Source organism: Paraburkholderia sp. CI3 (assembly GCF_050436505.1).
GTDB classification, from domain to species: domain Bacteria; phylum Pseudomonadota; class Gammaproteobacteria; order Burkholderiales; family Burkholderiaceae; genus Paraburkholderia; species Paraburkholderia tuberum.
The window spans coordinates 187,243-210,534 of the sequence record NZ_JBNDMI010000002.1 but is presented as its reverse complement, the minus strand read 5'-3'; the positions used below and the strand labels follow the sequence as shown (position 1 = coordinate 210,534).

At 60.9% G+C, this 23,292-nt stretch carries 23 protein-coding genes and 1 pseudogene; 9 read left to right on the top strand and 15 right to left on the bottom strand.

Going from position 1 to position 23,292, the window contains the following annotated elements; all coding sequences use genetic code 11:
- Positions 1-84 precede the first annotated feature (84 nt).
- Positions 85-288 carry a hypothetical protein gene (locus OKW29_RS03825; protein WP_429290040.1) on the bottom strand — a complete coding sequence of 68 codons (204 nt, stop codon included), beginning with the start codon at positions 286-288 and terminating at the stop codon, positions 85-87.
- 258 nt (positions 289-546) lie between these two features.
- Here OKW29_RS03825 and OKW29_RS03820 point away from each other — a divergent pair, with 258 nt between their 5' ends.
- Positions 547-963: a hypothetical protein gene (locus tag OKW29_RS03820; protein ID WP_429290039.1), complete on the top strand. Its 417-nt coding sequence runs from the start codon at positions 547-549 to the stop codon at positions 961-963.
- A gap of 790 nt (positions 964-1,753) precedes the next feature.
- Here the strand turns inward: OKW29_RS03820 and OKW29_RS03815 are convergent.
- Both OKW29_RS03815 and OKW29_RS03810 read right to left on the bottom strand, forming a co-directional pair.
- Positions 1,754-3,067, bottom strand: coding sequence for an MFS transporter (locus OKW29_RS03815; protein ID WP_429290038.1), 1,314 nt, complete (start codon positions 3,065-3,067; stop codon positions 1,754-1,756).
- Between the two features lie 124 nt (positions 3,068-3,191).
- Complete coding sequence (locus OKW29_RS03810) at positions 3,192-4,151, bottom strand: MBL fold metallo-hydrolase (protein ID WP_429290037.1); 960 nt, start codon at positions 4,149-4,151, stop codon at positions 3,192-3,194.
- Between the two features lie 205 nt (positions 4,152-4,356).
- Here OKW29_RS03810 and OKW29_RS03805 point away from each other — a divergent pair, with 205 nt between their 5' ends.
- Positions 4,357-5,160 carry an IclR family transcriptional regulator gene (locus OKW29_RS03805; RefSeq protein WP_429290036.1) on the top strand — a complete coding sequence of 268 codons (804 nt, stop codon included), beginning with the start codon at positions 4,357-4,359 and terminating at the stop codon, positions 5,158-5,160.
- A 5-nt stretch (positions 5,161-5,165) separates the two neighbouring features.
- Positions 5,166-6,020: an IclR family transcriptional regulator gene (locus OKW29_RS03800; protein ID WP_429290035.1), complete on the top strand. Its 855-nt coding sequence runs from the start codon at positions 5,166-5,168 to the stop codon at positions 6,018-6,020.
- A gap of 10 nt (positions 6,021-6,030) precedes the next feature.
- On the opposite strand, the gene OKW29_RS03795 is transcribed toward OKW29_RS03800, so the two are convergent.
- Both OKW29_RS03795 and OKW29_RS03790 read right to left on the bottom strand, forming a co-directional pair.
- The gene (locus OKW29_RS03795; RefSeq protein WP_013094246.1) at positions 6,031-6,222 is read right to left on the bottom strand and encodes a DUF2783 domain-containing protein; all 192 of its coding nucleotides are present in this window, start codon (positions 6,220-6,222) and stop codon (positions 6,031-6,033) included.
- 5 nt (positions 6,223-6,227) lie between these two features.
- A complete protein-coding gene (locus OKW29_RS03790; protein ID WP_429290034.1) occupies positions 6,228-7,913 on the bottom strand; it encodes an FAD-dependent oxidoreductase in 1,686 nt (561 codons plus the stop codon).
- A gap of 351 nt (positions 7,914-8,264) precedes the next feature.
- Here OKW29_RS03790 and OKW29_RS03785 point away from each other — a divergent pair, with 351 nt between their 5' ends.
- Positions 8,265-9,419, top strand: coding sequence for a virginiamycin B lyase family protein (locus OKW29_RS03785; protein WP_429290033.1), 1,155 nt, complete (start codon positions 8,265-8,267; stop codon positions 9,417-9,419).
- Between the two features lie 73 nt (positions 9,420-9,492).
- Here OKW29_RS03785 and OKW29_RS03780 read toward each other — a convergent pair whose 3' ends face one another.
- Complete coding sequence (locus tag OKW29_RS03780; RefSeq protein ID WP_184073894.1) at positions 9,493-9,912, bottom strand: DUF1810 domain-containing protein; 420 nt, start codon at positions 9,910-9,912, stop codon at positions 9,493-9,495.
- 411 nt (positions 9,913-10,323) lie between these two features.
- Positions 10,324-10,848: pseudogene (locus OKW29_RS03775) on the bottom strand (NnrS family protein); the annotation flags it as partial.
- A gap of 295 nt (positions 10,849-11,143) precedes the next feature.
- Between OKW29_RS03775 and OKW29_RS03770 the strand changes: the two are divergent.
- Both OKW29_RS03770 and OKW29_RS03765 read left to right on the top strand, forming a co-directional pair.
- Positions 11,144-11,614, top strand: coding sequence for a ribonuclease (locus OKW29_RS03770; RefSeq protein ID WP_184039907.1), 471 nt, complete (start codon positions 11,144-11,146; stop codon positions 11,612-11,614).
- A 473-nt stretch (positions 11,615-12,087) separates the two neighbouring features.
- Positions 12,088-13,434: an NAD(P)/FAD-dependent oxidoreductase gene (locus OKW29_RS03765; protein ID WP_429290032.1), complete on the top strand. Its 1,347-nt coding sequence runs from the start codon at positions 12,088-12,090 to the stop codon at positions 13,432-13,434.
- Positions 13,435-13,535: 101 nt separating this feature from the next.
- Here the strand turns inward: OKW29_RS03765 and OKW29_RS03760 are convergent, their stop codons facing one another.
- Together OKW29_RS03760 and OKW29_RS03755 are read right to left on the bottom strand one after the other, a co-directional pair.
- Positions 13,536-13,784, bottom strand: coding sequence for a hypothetical protein (locus OKW29_RS03760; protein ID WP_429290031.1), 249 nt, complete (start codon positions 13,782-13,784; stop codon positions 13,536-13,538).
- Between the two features lie 2 nt (positions 13,785-13,786).
- Complete coding sequence (locus tag OKW29_RS03755; protein WP_090811625.1) at positions 13,787-14,377, bottom strand: LysE family translocator; 591 nt, start codon at positions 14,375-14,377, stop codon at positions 13,787-13,789.
- 100 nt (positions 14,378-14,477) lie between these two features.
- Here OKW29_RS03755 and OKW29_RS03750 point away from each other — a divergent pair, with 100 nt between their 5' ends.
- A complete protein-coding gene (locus OKW29_RS03750; RefSeq protein WP_429290030.1) occupies positions 14,478-15,368 on the top strand; it encodes a LysR substrate-binding domain-containing protein in 891 nt (296 codons plus the stop codon).
- Positions 15,369-15,455: 87 nt separating this feature from the next.
- Here the strand turns inward: OKW29_RS03750 and OKW29_RS03745 are convergent, their stop codons facing one another.
- On the bottom strand, positions 15,456-16,346 hold the full coding sequence (locus OKW29_RS03745; RefSeq protein ID WP_429290029.1) for a LysR family transcriptional regulator: 891 nt from the start codon (positions 16,344-16,346) through the stop codon (positions 15,456-15,458).
- A gap of 121 nt (positions 16,347-16,467) precedes the next feature.
- Here OKW29_RS03745 and OKW29_RS03740 point away from each other — a divergent pair, with 121 nt between their 5' ends.
- Complete coding sequence (locus OKW29_RS03740; protein WP_429290028.1) at positions 16,468-17,208, top strand: SDR family NAD(P)-dependent oxidoreductase; 741 nt, start codon at positions 16,468-16,470, stop codon at positions 17,206-17,208.
- Between the two features lie 36 nt (positions 17,209-17,244).
- On the opposite strand, the gene OKW29_RS03735 is transcribed toward OKW29_RS03740, so the two are convergent.
- Positions 17,245-17,994, bottom strand: coding sequence for an SDR family oxidoreductase (locus OKW29_RS03735; RefSeq protein ID WP_429290027.1), 750 nt, complete (start codon positions 17,992-17,994; stop codon positions 17,245-17,247).
- 99 nt (positions 17,995-18,093) lie between these two features.
- On the opposite strand from OKW29_RS03735, the gene OKW29_RS03730 reads away from it, so the two are divergent.
- Positions 18,094-19,008 (top strand): AraC family transcriptional regulator, encoded by a 915-nt coding sequence (locus OKW29_RS03730; protein WP_429290026.1) that lies wholly within the window; start codon positions 18,094-18,096, stop codon positions 19,006-19,008.
- A 14-nt stretch (positions 19,009-19,022) separates the two neighbouring features.
- Here OKW29_RS03730 and OKW29_RS03725 read toward each other — a convergent pair whose 3' ends face one another.
- From OKW29_RS03725 to OKW29_RS03710, 4 genes are all read right to left on the bottom strand, one after another.
- Positions 19,023-19,637, bottom strand: a complete 615-nt coding sequence (locus OKW29_RS03725) for a Na/Pi cotransporter family protein (RefSeq protein ID WP_429290025.1) — start codon at positions 19,635-19,637, stop codon at positions 19,023-19,025.
- Between the two features lie 206 nt (positions 19,638-19,843).
- Complete coding sequence (locus OKW29_RS03720) at positions 19,844-20,044, bottom strand: BON domain-containing protein (RefSeq protein WP_429290731.1); 201 nt, start codon at positions 20,042-20,044, stop codon at positions 19,844-19,846.
- A gap of 206 nt (positions 20,045-20,250) precedes the next feature.
- Entirely contained in the window at positions 20,251-21,771 is a 1,521-nt protein-coding gene (locus OKW29_RS03715) for a pyridoxal phosphate-dependent decarboxylase family protein (RefSeq protein ID WP_429290024.1), read from the bottom strand.
- A 75-nt stretch (positions 21,772-21,846) separates the two neighbouring features.
- Positions 21,847-23,292, bottom strand: a complete 1,446-nt coding sequence (locus OKW29_RS03710; RefSeq protein ID WP_429290023.1) for a DUF5939 domain-containing protein — start codon at positions 23,290-23,292, stop codon at positions 21,847-21,849.

Sequence of the window (23,292 nt, the reverse complement as noted above, 5' to 3'; positions counted from 1 at the left end):
TTGGGTTTCAGGGGCTGCGGCTGAAAGCGGGATGTCGGCTATTCAGCGGATGCGAGATGCAGCTCGGTGGCGGCCCGTCGCTAGTCAGTTGTCCGTGACGACGAGAGCGAACGACTCGGGCGTCGCAAGTTTGTGTAGTCGGACCGTGCGGTACTTCGAGTAGTCGGACACGAGCAGATTACCCGAAGCCGCAGCCATAGCCGCCCGCTTCACGTCGACTTTCGGCGCCGAAGGCGCAGTGACGCCGCGCCGCAAATACCAGGAACACGGTGAGATCAAGAAAAACATCGAGCGCGACATGCGAAAGCGTCGGAATTGACGCGCCGGGTCAAAGAACAGCGTCAACAACTGTCAATTTAATAACGAGATAGGAATGCCGACTGTTTTATTCGGCCGCGCTACCGGTAGGACACGCCTGGAAATGAAATGCCCGGAATCATTGTAAATATTTGTCAAAAAGTTTAAATCTCAATTTAAAGGTGTTGACCGTGACTGCTTTCGATGGTTAATTCGTCGGGTTTGTTCTGGAGAATCAGAGGAGGCCAGATGGAACAACAGAAACAGAATGAAACCGGGGGCAACGAAGAGTGCCAACTTTGCCGTATCACCTATTCAATCTACTCAAACTTCCCGCCAATGCCGTCCGCAATGGCACTGAACGCCGAAACCGGCGAATGGTTTCCGTTCGACAGGCTGAAGTCGTATTCAAACGGTTACGAAATGGCCGAAGCCCTCGGTTACGCATGGGCGTGCGATTGTCGCGGACGCTCCCGGAATCGTTTCGATCAGCGGTTCACGTTAACAGATGCCGGAGGTCACGCACTCCCTGATACGTATTACACCGCCCGACTTCCATCGGGCGAACTTGTTCACGGCATTACCGATTTGCAGGGACGCACCAAGCGCTATCAGACAGAGGGCGCGCGATCTATTCACCTTTTTATCGGTCACAGGGAGGCGTAATGCCTGATGCACTGGGAGCAGCACTGACAGATACAAACCCGAACTCACTTGTAATTCTCCAGTCGGCCAGGATTGGCAAGCCGTGGCATGTTAGCCCGGATGGGTTGTCTTTTACCGCTGTATGGGAGTCAGGGGTGTTGAATGGCGTGTACAAAGGTCATCAAGTAACAGAGGGGTTCAGGCCATGATGATTATATACTGACGTATCGGGTGGGAACGAATCGTGGCGTCAAGAATCGCCGGATTGCCGAAGCTCGTTTATTTGTCTCAGGAGTTTACGATGCATCTCATTAGGATCATGGTAGTTTTTTTATCTCGGGTGTATTATTTTCTAGTCTTGCGGTCGCTAAGTCGAACTCGGATTGCCTGCAGCATTTGGGGGGCGGTTACGGTGACGCCGAATGCTATTCCGAGTTACAGAAAGACCTGACGGTCCAGAGCAAATTTATCTATAACAAGTTGCGTGCGACCATGCGGAACGGCAACGTCCATGCGAAGTTGCTCGACGAGTACATGGAAACGCAAGATGCATCCGTGAGGTACTGCGAATTACCACGTAATGCCGGGGCAAAGTGGAAAACGGAACACGATGGATCGATGTTTTCAGCTTTGCGAGAGGAGTGCATCTACAATCTTCGCAAAGCGCAAAATCAGTTTTTAAAGGATTTGCTTGATATGGCAAATTGGTAGAGCGTGAAATCGCAGCCCCGCTTCGCCGGGGCCATTTAAAGGCAGATTACGCGGGCAAGCGACACCACCACGACTCGGCATAGGCGACATTACCGTCGCATCACGCCCCCTTAACGCCGACCATCAAAGCGACCCCACTAACCACAAGCAGCCCCGCAAGAAGATAAACGGCAAGATCCATACTCCCCGTCGTCGTGCGAATCTGACCGATCACCCACGGACTGACGATCCCGCTCGTAATCCCAATACTGCTAATAAACGCGATCCCCGACGCAGCCGCTTTCCCGGACAGATAGCTGGTAGGCACCGCCCAAAAGATCGGCAGCGCCGCGAAAATCAACACGGCAGCGAGCGACAGGATAGCCAGCATCGCAGGAAAGCTGCTCAGATGCAGCGTAAGCGCCGCGAGCGCGAGACCCCCGCCTACCGTGCAGAAAGCAAAATGCTTACGCCGTTCCCCAGTTCGATCCGAGCGGCGCGCAATCAGAATCAGACCCACCGCACCGATCGCATTCGGCACCACGGTATAAAGACTCACCGCCACGACATCCTGAACCCCAAAATCGCGGATCATCAACGGCATCCAGAAATTAAGCGTCAGCGACGCACAGGTCAGCGAAAAATAGATGAACGCGAACAGATAGACGCGCGGATTGAGCAACGCGGCGGCGAAGCTGCGACTGTCATGCCGGTGGTCTTTCGACTGGCCTTGCGCGCAAAGCGCGACGAGTCGCTCTTTTTCGTCCTGCGTGAGCCAGCGTGCCTCGTGCGGCTTGTCGACCAGATAGCGCCACGAGAGCAATCCGAGAATCACAGCGGGTGCGCCTTCGATCGCAAACATCCACTGCCATCCGAACAGGTTCAGCACGCCGCTCATGTCGCGCATGATCCAGCCGGAGAAAAGTCCGCCGAGCACGCCCGCGACCGCCACGCCCGCGAAAAATACTGAGATCACGGCGGCGCGCCGGCTGGCGGGAAACCAATACGTCAGATATAGCACGATGCCCGGGAAAAAGCCCGCCTCGAAAACGCCCAGCATAAAGCGCAGAACGTAAAAGTGCGCGGGCTTCGACACGAACATCATGCACATCGACGCGATGCCCCACAGCAGCATGATCCGCATGAAGGTTTTACGCGCGCCGTATTTGGCCAACAGGATGTTGCTCGGCACCTCGCACAGCACGTAGCCGACGTAGAACACGGCTGCGCCGAGTCCGTACATCGCGTCGCTGAAGCCGAGATCATGCTTCATCTGCAATTGCGCGAAGCCGATGTTGATCCGGTCCAGAAACGACACGACATAGCAAAGAAACAGAAACGGCACGATGCGCCATGCGACCTTCCTGAACATCGAATCGTCGCTCGCGACGGGCGCGGCGTGGCCAATGGCGTTGCCATCGAGGGAATGCTGCATGTCTCGCTCCAGGTGCGGAGCGCGCCTGTGCGAAGACGAGCGCGCCCGAGGCGTCTAGCGCGCCTTCATGGTTTGAACGGAAAAGAGGAAAGACCGGACGGCCTTTCCCGAGTGCGTGGTGCGATCAATTCTGCAGCGCGTCCCACATTTCCTTGTCGCGCTGCGCGGTCCAGATGCGCGGATGGCTGATGCCGCTCGCTTCGTCGTAGGCTCGCGACACGTCGAACGGCAGGCAATGCTCGTAGATGAAGACGTTGCCGAACTTCGGGTCCATTGCCTTGCGCGTGAGCGCCATCGCGCCCTTCAGATCGAGCTTGTCCTTGAATGCGTCACGGCCCGCCTGCAGCAGCATGGTGACGAAGTCTTTCGTATAATCGAGGCCCTTGTTCACTTCCGCCGGCGACAGTAGCGCGGGGCCGCGACCCGGCACCAGCTTCTCCGCGTTCAGGGCGCGCAGTGCTTCGAGCGTCGTCGGCCATTGTTCGAGTTGCGCGTCGCCGCAATAGCAGGCCGCTTCATACTCGACCAGGTCGCCGGAGAACAGCACCTTCTGCGACGGCAGCCAGACGACCGTGTCACCCTTCGTGTGGCCCGAGCCGAGATGCGCGATGCGCACTTCGAGCTTGCCGAGAAACAGCGTCATTTCCTTTTCGAACACCAGCGTCGGCCACGTCAGGCCGGGCACCGTTTCGACGCCTGCAAAAAGACGCGGGAAGCGTTCGATCTCCGACTTCATATCGGCTTCGCCGCGCTCGACGATCATTTCGTAGGTGCCGCGGCTGGCGATCACCTGCTGCGCGCCTTCCTTGAAGTACGCCGACGCACCCAGCACACGCACCGCGTGATAGTGCGAGAGCACGACGTATTTGATCGGTTTGTCGGTGACGCTGCGGATCTTCGCGATCAGGTCTTGCGCCATGGCCGGCGTGGCGGTGGTGTCGACGATCAGCACGCCGTCGTCGCCGATGATCACGCCCGAGTTAGGGTCGCCTTCGGCCGTATACGCATACGCGTTTTCCGACAATTGGGTCCACGTGATCTTCTTCTCTTCCAGGTCGGCCTGGGATGCGAAAGCCTTCGCCATGTCTGTCTCCGTCTCACGACTCGTTGGGGGATGACTAATAGTCGTCGTCACGCTGATATTTGTCAATGACAAAATACCTTGTCATTCACTAAGCTAGGGTAAACTCCGTTGGTTGGTCCGCACGGTCCGATCGGATACCATCTAGGCCTTCCACGGGCGACAGCGGACGGGCCGAATCTCCTTCGGGTCAAGGGCGGACAACACGATGGCTGATACGACAAGCGAAAAGAAACAGCGGGGGATTCAGAGCGTCGAGGTCGGCGGACGTCTGCTGCAGGCGCTGGCGCGACAGCGCGAACCGCTCGGGCTGACCGAACTGGCCGGCGAGGCGCAACTGTCGTCGGCGCAGGCGCATACCTATCTCGTGAGCCTGACGCGCCTCGGCCTCGTCAAGCGCGATGCCCTGACCGGCAACTACGAGCCGGGGCCGCTGTCGTTGCGGCTTGGCCTCATGCATATCGAACAGCAACCGGTCTATCGCATCGCGGCTGCCCACGCGGCTTCGCTCGCGGAGCGGATCGGTCTTAGCGTGGCGATCTGCGTGGCGGGCGTGCAGGGGCCGACCATCGTCCGATACGAGCGCAGCGGTGCGCCGCTGCATGTCAATCTGCACATCGGCACGGTGATGTCGCTCGAAGCGACATCGACGGGCCGCGTATTCTGCGCGTTCTGCGCTGCCGAGCAGGTCGCGCAAATGGCGCGAAGCCAGGCGCATTCGGCGGACCCGACGCCGGTGCGCGGCCGCGCCGCCAAAGGGCCGACTAGCACGGAGTGGCGCAAACGCTTCGATGAGATCCGCGCGCGCGGCATCGAGCGAGGAATCGATGCGCCGAGTCCGGGCATCAGCAGTCTGAGCGTGCCGGTGTTCGATGGCGATCAACGGATGCAACTCGCGTTGACGGCGATCGGCTCGTCGGGCTCGATCGAAGTCGGGTGGGATGGTGTGGTCGCGCGTCAGTTGCTCGAAACTTCCCGACGTATCACCGAAGCGCTGGTCACACCCAACTGAGAATCATGCAGATCGAAACCCCGGACGCGTCCGACGCGAACACGCCCCAACTCAACGACACGAAAGCTCAGCGCGGAATCAGCGCGCTCGACAACACAGGCGAACTCCTGCTGGCACTCGTTGCCGCCGGCCGTCCGCTGTCGCTGCGCGATCTGGCCGCGGCCGCCGATATGCCCGCCGCCAAGGCGTTTCCGCATCTGGTGAGTCTGCTCAAGGTCGGCTTGCTGAGCCGCGACGACGCCGGTCTTTTCAGTGCGGGACCGCTCGGCATGGAGCTCGGCCTGATCGCATTGCAGCGCATGTCGCCGATTCGCGATGCCGAACCGGAGATCGTCACGCTTGCGGCGGAGTCCGGCATGAGCGTCGCGGTGGCGATTCTTGGACCTTTGGGTCCTACGGTAATCCGCTTCGAAGAATCGGCGAGACCACAACACGTGAGCCTGCGCGTGGGCACCGTGATGTCGCTCGTCAACACGGCGATAGGGCGCGTGTTCGCCGCGCATCTTGCGGACGACGTACTGGTCGGGCTGTTGTCGCAGGAATCGATCAGACTCGCGGGCGCGCCGGTGGCGGAAGTGCTCGTGGCGCCGAAAAAGGGCCCGCCGTCGTTGGCCCCGGCCTATCTGGCACGTCGTGCGAAGGTTGTGAGCGACGGCATCGATGACGCACTCGATGCGCCGGTGCCGGGCATCGGCGCGTTGGCCGCGCCCGTGTTCGATCATATGGGCAGCGTCAGTCTGGTGGTCGCGCTGATCGGTCCGTCGGGCGGCTTTGATTTCAGCACGCACGGCACGACCGCACAGAGGCTGCTCGCCACGACACGACGGCTGTCGTGGCGGTTCGGCTGGATCGGGCGCTGAGCCTGGGTCGTCAATCCGCGCGCGCCAGCGCCAGCGCTTCGAGCAGCACGTCGGCATCGCCGATGTGGTTCGCGAGCAGCAGCACGAGCTTTGCGTTCATGAAATGGCTTTGCTCGTCGGTCAGTCCATTGTGCGCGTCGATGAGCTTTTCATAGAACGCATCGGGATCGGCCATATTCGTTTCGATGTTCAGCTTGGTCATGATGGTTATCCGTTGCAGGTTGCGCGATCCACGGCCTGGGCGACGGAGGCGGTGTCGAGGGCGCGCCAGCGCGCGCAGACGTGCTGGTCCGGACGCAGCAGATAAAAGGTGCCGGGCCGCGCGTCGAAGCGATGCGTGACGATGCCTTCGACGTCCTCGATCACCGTGACGTGAGGCATCTCCGGCAGCGCGGTCGCGGCCGCGCCACGCGGCACGACGATCAACGGGTGAACCGGCACCGCGAGGCATGCGAGCGCGCGAAGCCGTTCGGCGCATTTCGTCAGGTCGTCTCCCGGGCCGCAGAAGTGCACGCCCGTGAAGCCGCCATGTCCGGTTTGATTCAGGAACCAGGCGTCTTCGCCAGCGAGCCTGACCGGCGCGTCGGTGCTGGCCGCGCCGGGCACCATCGCACCGGAGAACGCGTCGGCGTCGGGCGTGTTCAGCGGCGAGTCGCGCAGAACCGCCGGCACCGACAGACGGCCGCTGTTGACGATGCGCCGCGCGAACGGACACTCTTTCGCGAGCTTAAGCGTGGCATCGCGGAACATCCGCGAAACCGCGCTTTTCGGCGTGATGAAGTCGGTGGCGCGCGATGAGTTCAGGATGTTTTCGTCCGCCGCATACTCGCGCTCGGATGCATAGGTATCGAGCAGCGCCGGCGGCGCGTCGCCGTTGACGACGAGCCGCAGCTTCCAGGCGAGATTGTCGGCATCCTGCACGCCGCTATTCGCGCCGCGCGCGCCGAACGGCGACACGCCATGCGCCGAATCGCCCGCGAACAGCACGCGGCCATGCCGGAAACTGTCCATCCGCAAACACGAAAACGTGTAGACGCTGACCCATTCGAGCTCGAACCCGGCATCGTCGCCGAGCAGCGCTTTCACGCGCGGAATTACTTTTTCAGGCTGTTTTTCGGCGACCGGATCGGCGTCCCAGCCGAGCTGGAAATCGATGCGCCAGACGTTGTCGGGCTGCCTGTGCAGCAGTACGGATTGATTGCGATGGAAGGGCGGATCGAACCAGAACCAGCGTTCGGTCGGAAACGGCGCCTTCATTTTCACATCCGCGATCAGGAAGCGGTCCCTGAAGGTGCGACCATGACTGTCGAGACCGAGCGCCTTGCGCACCGCGCTGCGCGCGCCGTCGGCGGCGACCACGTATTGCGCGCGCATCGGATAAATGCCGTCGGGCGTTTCGACCCGCAACTCGACATGGTCGTCTTGCTGGGTCACACCGATCACATTGCTTTTCCAGCGCATCTGCAGATTCGCGGTTCGCTTCGCCTCGTCTACCAGATAGCCCTCGACGTAGTACTGCTGCAGATTGATGAATGCCGGGCGCGCGTGGCCTGTCTCGGGCAGCAGGTTGAACGTATAGATCAGTTCATCCTGCAGGAACACCTTGCCGACGTTCCAGCTCACGCCTTTGTCGACCATCTGCTTGCCGCAGCCGAGCCGATCGAAAATTTCCAGCGTCCGCTTCGCAAAACAGATTGCGCGCGAACCGCTCGACAGCGTGTCGTCATTGTCGAGCAGCACGGTGCGAACGCCCTGCTGGGCCAGATCGATGGCCGCTGACAACCCGACCGGGCCAGCGCCGATCACCACGACCGGATAGGTGAGCGGTGCACCGGCATCGTGGTCGGCGGCTCGCTCGTAGTCGAACCGCATCGTTTGGTAGTCGATCTGCATGGCGTCTCCGGGTTCTGCGGGATGTCTTTTATTAATCTATAGCAAGCAGTATTGCTCCTTGCTAATATTAGCCATTCTATAAAGCTTTTTGAGCGATCGAATCTGTATTTACCCTGGTGCGGGTTCCATTGCACGCAAACCCGGCAACGAATATCCCGGCGAATCGCACTTTCGACAACGTCGAGGAAGCGCACGCCGCGCTAGAGGAGCGTCGGCAGGCAGGGAAGACGGCGGTCGAGATCGGCTGAAGGCAGACGCGTAGCGCGCCGCCAGGCATTGAAACGTCGGGTTGACCTTGGCAAGTGGCATTCGTGATACGTTAGCTGGCACAAGCAGCGATGGAGACCACCCATGCTGATTCCTCTCCTGTTACTTGTGGGGCTTCTTTGGTGGATGTTCGCGATCCATCCGGGGCATGCGGCGCTCGAGCGACTTCGTGCGATGATGGAATTTGCCCGCTTGGACTTCAAACATTTTCCGAAGCTTGCCCCGCAATCGACTGCCCGGTCTGCGATTGCCCTGGCTCTTTACGCCATCGCTTGCGCGATCAGCACAGACAACCTTGGCCTCGCGCAGGCTCAAGCACAGCCGCCGTCGTTCGAGAGCTTCGCCGTCCCGGCCGGCAGCGCACCGCATGACGTCGCACCGGCGCATGACGGCACCGTGTGGTACACCGCGCAGGCGCGGGGAGCGGTCGGGCGGCTGGACCCGCGCAGCGGCAAAACCGACATGATCGCGCTCGGCGCCGGATCGGCGCCACATGGCGTGATCGTCGGCCCCGATCGTGCGGCGTGGGTCACTGACGGCGGCCAGAACGCCATCGTGCGTATCGATCCGAAGACGCTCGCCGTCACGCGTTTTCCGCTCCCCAAGGACCGGCCAGATGCCAATCTGAATACCGCCGTGTTCGACAAACAGGGGCATCTGTGGTTTACGGGGCAAAGTGGTATCTACGGCGAACTCGATCCGCAGCGATCGCGCATGCGCGTCTTTGATGCCCCACGCGGCGCCGGGCCCTACGGTATCTGCGTGACCCGCTCCGGGGATCTGTATTTCGCTTCGCTGGCGGGAAATTACGTTGGTCGCATCGACCCGACGACGGGCGCGGCACAGGTCATCGAGCCACCAACGTCGAATCAGGGCGCGCGCCGCGTCTGGGCCGATTCCAGGGGGCGCATCTGGGTCAGCGAGTGGAACGCCGGAAAAGTCGGCGTGTACGATCCTGGCACGCATCATTGGCGGGAATGGCGACTGCCCGGCAACGATCCGCACGCGTATGCAATATTCGTCGACGACCAGGACATCGTCTGGCTCAGCGAATGGAGCGCTAATGCGCTAGTGCGCTTCGATCCGCGTGCCGAGCGGTTCGATGTGTTGCGGCTGCCGCGTGACCACGCGAACGTGCGTCAGATGATGGGTCGTCCGGGCGAGGTCTGGCTGTCCGAATCCGGCACGGATCACCTGCTGCTCTTTCGATCCCGTGCAGCCGATGTGAGCGGGCAGTGACCACGCACTGCACCGGGAGCGGAATTGCGCGGTCCGCTGCGCCCCGCGTGCGCGGGACCGCTACCAAAATGGTCTAGAGCAACTGGAGGGTCCGCGGATCGGCTTCTCCGCCGAAATACTTGCGCAAAGCTTCGACGAATACGTCGTTGTCGTTCGTGGCGCGCGCGAACAAGGTGACCGACGAGCGAAACTTCAGGTCATCCGGATACCCGAATATTTCCTCGACGGAGCGGTCGCTAACGAGGTTGACCAGGTGCGTCGTTTCGCGCAGCCGTGGGCCGAGTATCGGGTGGCGCAGATAGGCTTGCGCTTCGTCCAGCGACGAAAGCGCGAATCGCTGAGCCATTGCGCTGGTTCCGAGCCCCTCGATTTGAGGAAACACGAACCACATCCAGTGGCTTCGCTTACGTCCGTGCCTCAGTTCATCGCATACCTGGTCGTAGACCGGCTCTTGCGCATCGAGGAAGCGCTGAAGATCATAGGGGTCGTCCATTTCGTACTCCGCTGCAGGCGTGGAAACCATCTTTAAACCACGATTCTCGCGCGCATGCAGGCACGGGTCTACGATGGATCTTCGCGCCGAACCGACCATGGAAGAGACTTAAGTAGCCTCACGAGCCTTGCTCGCTGCGACGAAGTCAGCCCTCGTGTAGCGCTCAGTTGCTGAACCCGTGCGCGCCAGTAGACACCGCTGAACAAAGATTTTGCGGCACCGCTGACAGGACCCGTTCGAGATGGGAAATCGCAACCTCGGCAGTGTGAGCACCTCCGATGACCTGGCCTATCCAGGGTTTCACTCATGACACGTTCCTCTCGAGGAAGCATAGGGGTGTTGCGTAAGCAGTTCAGGCCGGTTCGTGCGGTGTCCCTGCACGAACCGGCTGGCGCGGGCGTCGCGCTACTGTTACTGCATGTGCTGGCCGCCGTTGATCGCAACATTGGCGCCGGTCAGGAAGCCGGCATCGTCCGAGCAGAGGAAAAGCCACGCGGCGTATCGGACGCAGTAGAGAACCAGCGCGGCCGCCCAGCATAGACCGGATGCGTATATCCAGGCCATCGTGAACTGTGGCGCGAGCCACGGGCCGAGTACCCGGATCAAAGTCGCCAGAATGAAGAGGCCGTAGCAAGCGGTCTCGACCCTACCGGCCACGAGTTCGCGTCCGGTATGTCCGCGCGCGGTGCGCGTGATCATTGCGATGATCGCGCATCCGATGACGCCGACCGTGAACGTATGAATCGCGACCGAATGCGCGACGACGCCTGGCGCGGCGAGTGCCAACATCACGAAGCCCAAGGGAATTCCCGCGTAGGCCATATGGAGGATCAGGAGGATAGGCCGATAGCCGACGCGCCACGAACGCCATCCGCTGAGCCGTAGCCCATGAATGGCCGCCGCCGCGGCAATACTGCCGAACAGAGCACCGGCCAGATAGAAAGGCCTGAATCAGAGCGCCCACAGAGCGATGCGCGGCGATGTGTCGACTTGATCTGATTCGATCCTGATGGTCCGCTTCATGACTGCTCCAAACGGCAACTAGCTGTTGATTTATCTTATACGCAGGCCCTTTTCGCCGCATGCGACGAATGTTCGCGATAGGGGAAACGGCTGGATTCCGATCGCGCGCAGACTATTTCCGATCGAACGTTGATTCGCTCCGTCATTAGCGATACCTTTACGTCTATCCAGGTCGTCGGGTGCTGGTCAACGAAGGGAGAACCGTTTCGTGAAGAGAGCGTGGGCTGTCTCCTGCATCGTCGCATTGAGCGCGATCTTCGGCGGATGCGGCAAGCAGGGACCGCAAAGCGCCACCGAGGCATCGGGCGCATCCGCGAGCTCGGCGCCGGTTCAGCCAGCACAGGGTGCGAGCGATGCAACCGCTGCATCAGGCGCCCAAGGAACGGGCGCGCTGGTCACCGTCACCAAGGCGCAGTTGCCGGCGGAGGCGGCCGAAACTCTGCGACTGATCAAAGCGGGCGGCCCCTTCCCGTTTAGCGATGACGGCGTCTTGTTTCGTAACAGTGCGGCTTTGCTGCCGAAGCATCCGCGCGGTTACTACCACACTTATACGGTTCGCACACCAGGCGCGACGGATCGCGGGCAGCGTCGGATCGTATGTGGTGGGCCGCGCAAGCAAACCGGCGAGTGCTATTACACCGACGATTACTACGCCAGCTTCAAGCGCATTGGAGAATAAAGACGTCGTGCCATTGAGGCCCACAACGATGAGATACCTGCCGACAGCATCAATCCATCGACCAAAAGTGTGAACGTCGATGGCTTCATCCTGATCACCACAGATCTGGCGAAGAACGACCCCCAGCCGTCAGCGCGGCACCTACGATCATCCCTTTGACGACCACACCGAGCGGAAGGGCGCCGAACTGCGTTCAGCAGTACGTTCGAGCGCCTGGCCATCGCGGCGAGCCGACTGCGCCGAAGTGAAGTCGCGCGTCGGGTCTCGGGCATCGTGCGTGTGAACCTGGAGGGGTTTCCAGACAGTGCGAGTACGCCGTTGAGGGCGAGGTCAGTAGGAGATCTCTCAATCAGAAAACCTGAAGGCAACCATCAGAACTATGAGATTTTCCTGCCGTCGGGCTTCTGCAATAGTTGTTCTCAACCGTTGTGTTGGATTTCCGTACCGCGCGTCGTCGTCCAGGGAGAATCTGCATGCATCGTTTTGTGATCGTGGGAGGAGGGGCGGGTGGCATCGAACTCGCAACGAGGCTAGGCGATCGTTATGGTGGTCGGCGAAGCGGGGCGCAACGTGCCTCCATTACGTTGATCGACCGCAACCCGACGCATATCTGGAAGCCCCTGTTGCACGAGGTCGCAGCAGGAAGTCTGGACCCATTCGCACAGGAACTGGCGTACGCCGCGCAAGCCCAGTGGCACGGCTTCCAGTTCATCCAGGGCGAACTTGTCGGACTGGATCGTGGCTCGAGGCAGGTCCTGCTTTCGCCACTGCTCGATGACGACGGAGCCGAACTGGTACCGCCGCGCCGAATCGGGTACGACTCGTTGATTCTTGCCATCGGCAGTACAACGCACTACTTCGGCGTGCCGGGCGCGGCGGAAAATTCTCTCGCGCTTGACAACGTCGCTCAAGCGGAACGCTTCAGAAAGCGCCTGATTGCAGCTTGCATTCGCGCCGAACAACAACGAGACGCCGGTGAGCGGAGTGCATGTGGAGTGCCCGTCGATCACGCGCCTCGTGTCCAGGTCGCGATCGTTGGCGGGGGCGCTACGGGCGTGGAATTGTCCGCCGAATTGCGCAATACGGCGAAGGTACTTTCATCATACGGCTTGCATCGGCTCGACCCCACACACGACGTCGGGATCGTGCTCATTGAAGCTGGGCCGCGGATTCTGCCGGCGTTGAAAGAACGCGTGTCCACCGCAGCTGCCGGACTGCTGGGCAAACTCAATGTCAAGTTGATGGTCGACGAGCGGGTCGCGGAGGTCGCGCCCGGACTCATCCGCACGAAAAACGGCAAGACGATACGTGCGGATCTCACGGTGTGGGCCGCGGGCATCAAGGCACCCGCGGTGCTTTCAACGCTCGATGGGCTGACCGTCAATCATCTGGGGCAACTCAGTGTGCGTCGCACGCTTCAAACGGATCTTGACGACCATATATTCGCATTCGGCGATTGCGCGGCCTGTCCATGGTTGGGTTTCGAGCGCAATGTTCCACCGCGCGCCCAGGCGGCTCATCAGCAGGCATCGTTTTTAGTCAAGGCACTTGGGCGACGCATCGAGGGGCAAAAGCTTCCGGAGTTTGCCTATCGCGATCTCGGCTCGCTAGTGTCGCTCGGACACGCGAATGCGGTAGGGAGTCTGATGGGAGGTCTTATCGGCGGCAGCATGCTCGTGGACGGACTGCTTGCTCGCTTCATGTATTTGTCGCTGTATCGGATGCACGTTGCAGCGCTGCATGGATATGCACGCATGATCGTCAATACCCTCGCGCATCGGCTCCGTCGAAGCACCGCGCCGCACGTCAAACTGCACTGAGCACCATTTCGCTTTGGATGGCGAAAGGGTCTGGCCGCCACAAGTCAATCAACCGGTTCTAAACCCAGGAAGACGGAGGGAACACTATGAACAGCTCCGATCTATCGCCTTTGGATCGTCCTCTTCAACGGTAATTGTACGTTCCCCGTATGCTTTATCTGCACGGGCTCGATCAGCACGATCCAGCATTCCTCGTGCTCGTGGTCGTGCCACACGAGCTGCCCGCGCACTTTCGCGACCTTCACGTACTGATCGTTGACCTGTGCGACAACTTTCGGCGACCAATGATCCGACACATCGGCGAACGCGGCTTCAAGGTCGAACGATTCGGCGAACGGATGGGAAGACATGCTTATCTCCAGGTCGGAATGAGGGATGCGGCGAGCAGCACACCCATCGCGAGATTGAGAATGCGCCAGTGGCGCGGCGTCCGAAACAGCCGCGCGAATAGCACGCCGAGCGCACACCACAGCGCGAGCGACGCGCACGCAGTCACCCCGAACGCTGCACCGAGCAGCATCGCGAGGCGGTTCGGATTGTTTGCGAGCAGCGCGAAAGATGCCGCCGCGCCAACCGTCATCGCCCAGCCTTTCGGGTTGAGCCAGAGCAGCAGGAAACCGTTGACGAGCGAAACCGGGCGCACGGGGCCATTGCTCGCGTTTGGCGGCCCGCTGCGCGCGATGCGCCACGCGAGCCACAGCAGATACGCGGAGCCGAGTGTCCTCACCGCCGTTTGCAGCGACGGCAGCGTGAGAAGCAGACCGCCAAGCCCGAGTGCGGCGAGCGCAGCGAGCAAGGCGAGGCCCATAGCGATGCCGAGCATCAGTGGTATCGAGCGTACGAAGCCGAAGCGTGCGCCTGAGGCGGCGGCGAGCGTGGTCGCGCCGCCGGGCGTCACGGTCGCGACGGCGACGAAGAGCAGGAGCGGCAGAATCGAGGTCATCGGTGCACATTCGGATCAGTGAATTCGCACTGTACGGATCGTCAAAGCAACGTGAAAGCTAATAATATTGATGCGGTACATTACGCCGCATAATGCATAGATGAGCCGAAACCTCGACCTCGATCTGATCCGTACCTTCGTTGCCGTCGCCGATAGCGGCAGCATGACGGTCGCCGCGAATCTGCTGCACATGACGCAAGGCGCCGTGAGCCAGCAGGTGAAGCGTCTCGAAGACGTACTGGATTGCCTTCTGTTCGTGCGCAAGATGCGCAAGCTGGAGCTGTCGCGCCAGGGCGAGCAGTTTCTTGTGAATGCGCGCAAGCTGCTGCGGCTGAACGACGAAATCTGGGCCGACATGACCGGCCAGCCGTTGCGCGGCGCCCTGCGTGTGGGGGTGCCATACGATCTCGTGATGCGGCTCGGGCCGGCGCTGAAGGCATTCGCCGAGGCGCATCCGCACGTCGAAATTTCGTTGGTGTGCGCGGCGTCGCCAGAGCTGAGCGAAGCGGTGAATAGCGGTCGCGTTGACGTGTCGTTGGCCGAATACGTCGCGAGCGAAGCCGAAGGCGAAGTGGTCCGCGTCGAGCCCTTGGTGTGGGTCAATGGGCGCGGCAGCGACGCGTGGCAGAAGCGGCCGTTGCCGCTGTCGATGGTGGACGAGCGTTGTGCGTTCCGACCGGTGGTGCTCGGCGCGCTCGCAGACGAGGGCATTGCGTGGCGCACGGTGTTCGAGAGCGGCAACATCGAGGCGACCGCTGCGACGGTACGCGCGGGCCTCGCGATCGCGACCTGGCTCGTCTCCACGGTGCCGGCCGATCTGGAAACGCTCACGCCTCAAGCAACCGGCTTGCCTGCGCTGCCTCCGTTCGCGATCTGCCTGCGATTGCCTGCAACGGTTCAGCCCGCGGCGCAGGAATTCGCGCGCCGCGTACGCGAATCGATGTCGAACGACGCAGGCACTCGACGCGCGCAGCTTGCGAACATTGCGTGACGGACGGCGTTTGAAGTGCGCGCCGGAATCGGCTGATTCAGACGCACGCAGTGCCGCCAGCCAGCTTTTAGTTCACGGACGTCGCTCCTACAAGCGCTGCGGCAGCGCAGCCGCAAAATAGTCAGTCACCCGGCGCACGCGCGCAGGCACGAAACGACGCCTCGGCCAGACGATACTCACATCGCGTACGTCGCGAATGAAGTCGTCTAGCACGGTCACAATGTCGGGATGCTTGAGTTCGTCGGCGAGCGAGAGCTTCGCGAAGAGGCCGATTCCCACACCCGCGAGCACGGCCGATCGTATTGTCTCGACGCTATTCGACGACAGGTTGCCTCGCACCGGTACGCTGAATCGGCCTCGTGGCCCATGAAACGGCCAGTTTGCCGACTCCATCAGACCGCCGTAGAGCAGGCAATTGTGATTGGCGAGTTCGGTAGGATCCTTCGGTACACCGTATTGCTCGAAATAGCGACGCGATCCGACGCAGACCAGCGGGGTGCTGGCAATCCGCTTCACGACCGAATCCGGATCGTTGACGGCGCCCACTCGAATCGCGAGATCGATTCGATCCTCGACCATATCGCGTACGAAATCCGACAACACGAGATCGACCCGCAGACCAGGATAGCGCGACAGCAGCTCGGGAATGAGCGGAAGAACGTGCAGGCGACCGAACGTAGAGGCAGAGGCGATCCGGACAAGCCCTGAGACATCCAGCGTGCTGCTGGTCAGTTCGCTGTCGGCCACCTCAATCTCGTCCAGCAACGGCTTGGTGCGTTCGTAGTATTTCTGCCCCTGATCCGTCAGGGTTACGCTGCGTGTGCTTCGGTTGAATAGCAGCACGCCCAGGCGCCTTTCCAGCGCGCCGATCGACTTACTGATCGCGGACTGTGACTCGCCGGTTCTGCGCGCCGCGGCGGAAAAGCCACCCGCTTCAACAACGGCGAAGAAGGCGTTCAATTCGTGAAACCGATCCATCGTATTTCTCTCGTGCGATCTATTCTCTCAATGAATGGATCTTATGATAAATCCGCCGATTATCATTCGCAGTGGCCGCAATTACGATGTCACTTCCATTCACCAACAGGCAGAAGCTTCAATGTCTACTCTCATAGGGAAGATCGCGGTTATTAGCGGCGGAACGACGGGTATCGGCCTGGCGATCGCCAGGCGATTCGTCGCCGAAGGTGCTCACGTCTGTATCTTCGGTCGGCGCCAAGGCCAGCTCGACGAGGCCGTCAAACTGCTCGGACGCAACGTTACCGCGCTTCAGGCCGACGCCGCGAATCTCGATGACCTCGACCGTGTCGCTGCGGCAGTCAGGGACGAAAAAGGTGTCGTCGACATCATCGTGTCGAACGCGGGCTTTACCGAGCAGGTTTCGATCGACACCATCACGCCCGAGCATTTCGACAAGGCATTCAACCTCATGGCGCGCGGCCCGGTATTTCTGGTGCAGAAGCTGCTGCCGATGATGACAGGTGGCGGGTCGATCATCCTGGTTTCGTCGGCCATGCACGTCATGGGCATCCCTGGTCATACCGCCTACGCGGCGACCAAGGCCGCGTTGCGTTCCTATGCCCGCACCTGGGCCGCCGAATTCAAGGATCGCGGCATTCGGGTCAACATGCTTAGCCCCGGTGTCACCGACACCCCGATTCTCGACTCCCAGTCGGCGACACGCGAGGATCTGGTGAGCATGTACAAGAGCATGGTCCCGATTGGTCGACTCGCCCGCGCCGAGGAGATGGCCAGCGCGGCGCTCTTTCTCGCCTCCGAACAGAGTTCCTATATGACGGGCGCGGATTTGATGAATGACGGCGGCATCGGCCAGGTCTGAGGCCCGAGGCTCTCACCTCCGCGATTTTTACTCGTGCTATTTAGCGGCCGCGTTGTACCACTCGACAGCGTCCTCGCCGGCGGGGATGTGGAACGGGCTCGATGAATCGGTCGCTGCGAGCCAAACCGCTTCGGCGACATCCGATGCGTGCGTGACGGCCGTTTCTTTCTGCCAGTTTGCGAAAATCTGCTCCACGAGCGCGCCGTACGGCTCGGCGAATCCGTCTTTCATACGTGCCTGCGCGTTCTCGCCGAAGCGGGTGGAAGGCGCGCGTCCCGGCAGCACGACACGCACGCGCACATTGAACTGCTCCAGTTCGAGCGCGAGCGATTCGCTGAATGCGTTGACCGCGGACTTGCTCGCGGTGTAGACCGACAGCAAATGCAGCGGTCTGCAGGTGACGGTCGACGTCACATTGATGATCACACCTTCGCGGCGCTCGCGGAACTGCGGCAACACGGCCTGCGCCATCGCGATGGTACCGAGCGTGTTGGTCTCGAAGATATCGCGCACGGTGTCCATCGGCGTTCCTTCGAGCGCGTTCAGAAAACCGATACCCGCATTGTTGACGAGCACGTCGATCGGACCGGCGGCATCGATGACGGCGCGAATGCTTTGCGGGTCCTTCACGTCGAGGGCGAGAATCGAAAGACGATCGGAGCGCGGCAAGACGTCTTCGCGTGGCGCGCGCATCGTGGCGATAACGCGCCAGTCGCGAGCCAGAAAATAACGCGCGATTTCGAGGCCAAAGCCGGACGAGCAACCGGTAATCAAGACGGTCTTCATGTCGAATCCTGTGGTTGGTGACAGTCCCAACACAATAAGTCCTGACCACCCGGACTCGCTACAATTGAGCGTCCAGGTTTCATTCGAAATCGTCCGATCATGATCGACCCGCTCGCCGAAATCGTCACATTGCTGAAGCCGACGCCCACGTTCTCGAAAGTGCTGAGCGGCGCCGGGCGCTGGCGCGCGAGCCGCACGGAAGTCGGCCAGCCGTTCTATTGCGTGGTGCTCGAAGGTTCCTTCCGTCTATCCGTCAATGGTTGCGAGCCGCTCATTCTTCAGGCCGATGACTTCGTGCTCGTGCCTGAAGTTTTTAGCTTCACGATGACGAGCATCAACCCGCCCGACGATGACGACGTCTCCGATATCGCGCCCGCGGCACTGCCCGACGGCAGCTTTCGTTTCGGCGATGCATCGGTCGCGCCAGATGCCCAATGGCTTGCGGGCCTCTGCGAGTTCGGTTCGCCGGATGCGGCCTTGCTTGTCTCGCTCTTGCCCAAGCTCGCGCACGTGCGCGGTGAACCCAGGCTGGCGACGCTCGTCAAGCTCGTGAGGGAAGAATCGCGCGCGCAGCGGCCCGCGCGCGAGGTCGTGCTGGCGCGACTGCTCGAGGTGCTCTTCATTGAAGCGTTGCGAGCCACGGGGACGGGGGCGTCGCCCGGACTCGTCCGCGGCCTCGCCGACGCCCGTCTCGCGCTCGCCATCCGTCATATGCACGAGAGTCCGCACAAGCCCTGGACGATCGCACAACTCGCAAAAACCGCCGCGCTTTCACGGTCCTCATTCTTCGATCGATTCAGCCGCGCAGTCGGTGTGGCACCGATGGAGTATCTGTTGTCGTGGCGCATGGCCGTCGCCAGGAGCCTGCTGCGCCGGAACGAAGTCAGCATCGCGGTGATCGCGGAGCGTGTCGGTTACGGCTCGGCGAGCGCATTCAGCGTCGCGTTCACGCGTCATGTCGGGCTGCCGCCCACGCAGTATGCTCGAGACGCAGCGAATGTCGTCGCTCGATAGCGTCGTGTTTTGCCTCATGCGACCTGCGCATCGCCATCGATAGCTGCCTCGCGCTCGAGCAGCGGATAAGCGAGGGCACAGATGTGCGACTGGATCCGCACGAGGTCGCGCAGCAGGTCGAGATGCAATGAGCTTGACGCGATGCTGTCGGGCTTGCCCTCGCGCAGGCGGTCGAGATGAGAATCCCGCGCGGCGCGTTCGAGACGCCGCAGCGCCTGTTTGTCCTCCAGCAACTGCGCCGCAGTCTGCATCCTTCCCGACACGAGCAGCGCCTGAGCACGGTGAAAACCGTCGATCACTAACTGGTGCAGCGCGCGCAGATCCTCGGCGCCTTCAGCCGAAAAGCTCACCTGCGCTTTGATCTTTTTCTGCGCCAGCTCCATCAGATTCTTGTCGACGATATCGCCGATATGCTCAAGATTGATCACGGAGGTCATGATCGCCGAGGCCCAGCGCCGGTCTTCGTCGTCAAGTGGCTCGCGCGTCACCTCGGTGACGTAGCTTTTGATCGCATCGTGCAGCATATCCACAGCATCGTCGCGGGCCGCGATCTCGTTCACCGCGCGCCGGTCGTTTGCGATCAGCACCGGCACGCTCGCGCACAGCATCGCTTCGACGATATCGCCCATCCGGATCAATTCGCGGCCGGCCTGTCCCGGCGTCGAGTACTGGATCTTCTGCCTGAACTGCGGCGCGAGCAGGTCTGCGTAGGTTTTGGGCGGGCTCTTCAGCACCGCCGAGTTGTAGATGAAGCTCGGGTAGTTGCCGACCATCGCGTAGTACAGGCCTTTCGGATCCTATCGTCTACGCCGAAGTGATGAGATCAACATCGAGCCTATCCGGCCGATGCCGCGAGACGTTGCTCAATGCTTGCTGCATCGCTCTTTCGCACTGTCAATCTGTTCGTCACCGACTTGACTCCCAGCACTGATCTTGCTGCATTGCCAGCGCGCGAGATCTGCCAGCTTTCCGGCACCGATCCGGTGAGCGTGACGACGCCGTGGCTCGCCCTGATGTGAATCTCTGAATCATCCATATCCGGTACACGCCTGAGGGCGCGGCGAACGTCACGAACTATCGAAGTATCCGGCCTGGGTCGAGGCGGCGAGCTTGAGGCCGCCACCCTTTGTGCGACCGCGCCGGCCGTCGCGCTCATACCTTGTTGCGCGTTCGCATAGGCCGCGCCACTCGCGATGGCCGCAATTAACATTGCGCCGATTATTCTGCTCGCATTGCTTATGTTCATGCCGGCTCCTTTGGGTTCTGCCAACCTTGCAAAATCCGCTGTCCGTGTCGAACGATTTCTTTGACCAGCAGATCCAGGTCGTCCTTGCGGGTTCGGTGGTTGCATATCGCGACCCTGAGGCAATGCACGCCGTGCACCGTTGTGTCGGACAAGGCCGCGATGCCAGCTTCCTGAAGCTGCAACATGATCTCGATGTTGAGAGCCTTCAATGCTGCCTCTTCCATCTCCTCCGGTCGATATCTGAAGCATACGATGTTGATGTTGGTTGGCACGACCAACTCGAGGTGTCGCTCGGAGTCGATGAGGTCACTGAGGTAGCGAGCCTGCGCGATGTTTTGGTCGATCAGACGGCCGAACTTCTCGACTCCATGCTCTTTTAGAGCCATCCAGACTTTCAGCGCACGGAAACCTCTGGACGTCTGCAATCCATACTCGTAGAGCCAGGGGGCCGAAGCAATTCCGCGCGCTGTTGGTTGCAGGTATTCCGGTGTCACCGCGAATGCGCCTCGATGCGCCGCAGCGTCGCGAACGAGGGCGCAGCCGACCTCAAACGGAGCGTGCAGCCACTTGTGAGGATCGAGGGCGATTGAATCAGCGCGTGCAATGCCCGCGACGCGATATGAATTGTCGGGTGCGATCGCAAGCAGCGCGCCGATGCATCCGTCTACGTGTAACCAGACGTTCTCTTCAGCGGCCAGATCCGCCAGCGCCATCAGATCGTCGATCGCACCTGTATTGACTGTCCCCGCCGTTGCGATCACGCAAGCAGGCTGAAATCCCGCTGACCGGTCCTCTGCGATCGCAATCCGCAGAGCGGCGACGTCGATTCTCAGCGCCGCGTCTGTCGGGATCCGCCGCAACGCCGCGTTTCCCAGGCCTAGCGACTCCATCGCCTTACGATGGCAGCTATGCATCTGATCCGAGCCATAAAATCGCAACGGTCGGTCGATGGCGGCTACACCATGCTCGCGCACGTCGATTCCAGCCTTCGCATTGCGTGCCACTGTCAGGGCAATGATATTTGCCATCGAGCCGCCGCTGACCAATGTGCCGCTGGCGGAAACTGGAAAGCCAACCATGTCCTTGCACCAGTTGACGACCTGCTGATCCATCGAAGCCGCCGCATGATTGCCGCCACCCAGGTTGGAACCTTGAATTGCCGCCAGGAAGTCTCCCAGTGCGCCGGTGAAGTTGCTTGCCCCCATATACCAGGACCAGAAGCGAGGATGTACGTTGCCCAGTGGATAGGGCATCAAATTCTCGCCAAGCTCGTGATAAATACTTTCCGCCGATGACGCCGAGCGTGGCAGCGCCTGCTCGAACGAGGCCTTGGCGCTCTCGGGCATGCTTCGCCACACTGGCCGGCTGCGCACGTCGCGCAGGTAGTCGACCGCATCGTCGACGATGCGGTGCGAGAGTGTCCGCAGCGCAGTCCAATCGTCCGGATCGAGCGTTTCCTCGGAACGCGGCTGAACGCCGTGCATAGGGAGCAAACCGGCTGCGTCGTCCTTCTCCATCTCGGCACCTGTCGGGTTCGACGTTGAGCAAACAAGAGTAGCCCCAAGAGGAGGCAAGATCGGCGCCGTAAGCCGTCACCACCCGGACACGATGCGATACACGCTTGCCCTGCCCTGGAGGCCGCGAAGCGGAGCCTCAAATTCGACGACAGTGCGGCCACCAAGGAGGTCGCGGACCCCAGGCGCACTATAGAGCGCTTCCGAAATGCAAATCTCCCCGGCGTCGGCGAGAGACTGCACGCGCGCGGCGACGTTGACGGCCTGGCCGAAATAATCGAGATTGTCGTTCAGTGTCACCGCAATCGACGGCCCGCAATGTGCTCCGATCTTCAGGATGATCGCCGGTTCTCCACGTTCGCGATTGAAGCGCCCGATTTCCTCCACGATACTCAACGACGCGGAGACTGCGTCCGTTGGTCGACAAAAGACGGCCATCACAGCGTCGCCAATCGTCTTTACGATAGCGCCGGAATACCGTTGTGCGATCATCTCAAGCAAGGCGAAATGCTGTCTGACGAGGCCGTACGCATTCAGATCACCGATGCGTTCGTACATGGCCGTCGAACCCTTGAGATCCGTGAAAACGAACGTCACTTGCCGAATCCCAAGGCCTTCCTTCTCGTCAACGTTCTCCGAGCGGAACAGGCGCCGGAAGGTCTGTCGCGCCACCAGCGCCCCTCCGGAGAGATACGGTTCGAATTCGAGCGGCGGCTTGATGGCCTGAGCGACGACCTCTGGAGGCCAATTGATCAAGAGCAGCGACCCGCGCGTGCTCCCGGTATTCCTTACTTGAATGACGACAGGCCCAGGCGGCACAACGGAGAGCGCCGGGGCAAACCGTTGACCGTCATAACCGACCTGCACCAGTGTCGGCGAGGTAGCGGCCTCACCAGCGATCGGAACAATGAGAGCGGCTTGTGTCTCGACATTCACACCCGTCAAGGCACCGGGGCCAAGCACAGCCTGCAGGGTCGTCGTCGAACCTGGCGGCAGGAACGTGAGGCCGCGCACGAGCCCCCGCAAGAAGTCGAGAAACCGGACTCGCTGGCCGGCGAACCGACCGTCACCGTTAAATCGCAATTTCCAGTGGAAATCTTCAACGGAAAGCGATTCGGGATCGTGGAACGTCAACCTCCGAAGTTCGGGCGATATTGAAAACGTGACCTGGATGAAATCGTCGAGGTCGGTTTCGCCCGTAACGTCGCATAGCCCACAGACGTAATGGGTCTTGAGAGTGCGCAATGATCCGAAGCTGTGGAGGACCATTCCCGACTGCGGACAAAGAACGTCCCAGTTCATCTCGAACAATCCGTATCGCGCCGCATGAAGAAAGAGGTCAATGCATTCAGCCTCGCTTATGCCGCGATCTCGCGCAAACGCCAGCGGATTGACCCGGTAGACGGACAGCTCGTCGCCGCTCCTGATCAGAGTCTCGAGCTTGGAAATGACGCGCGGACTCCATGATCTCGCCTGCTCGATCGCGATCATTTTGCTCTCGAGAAGCCGATCGTCAATGTTCAT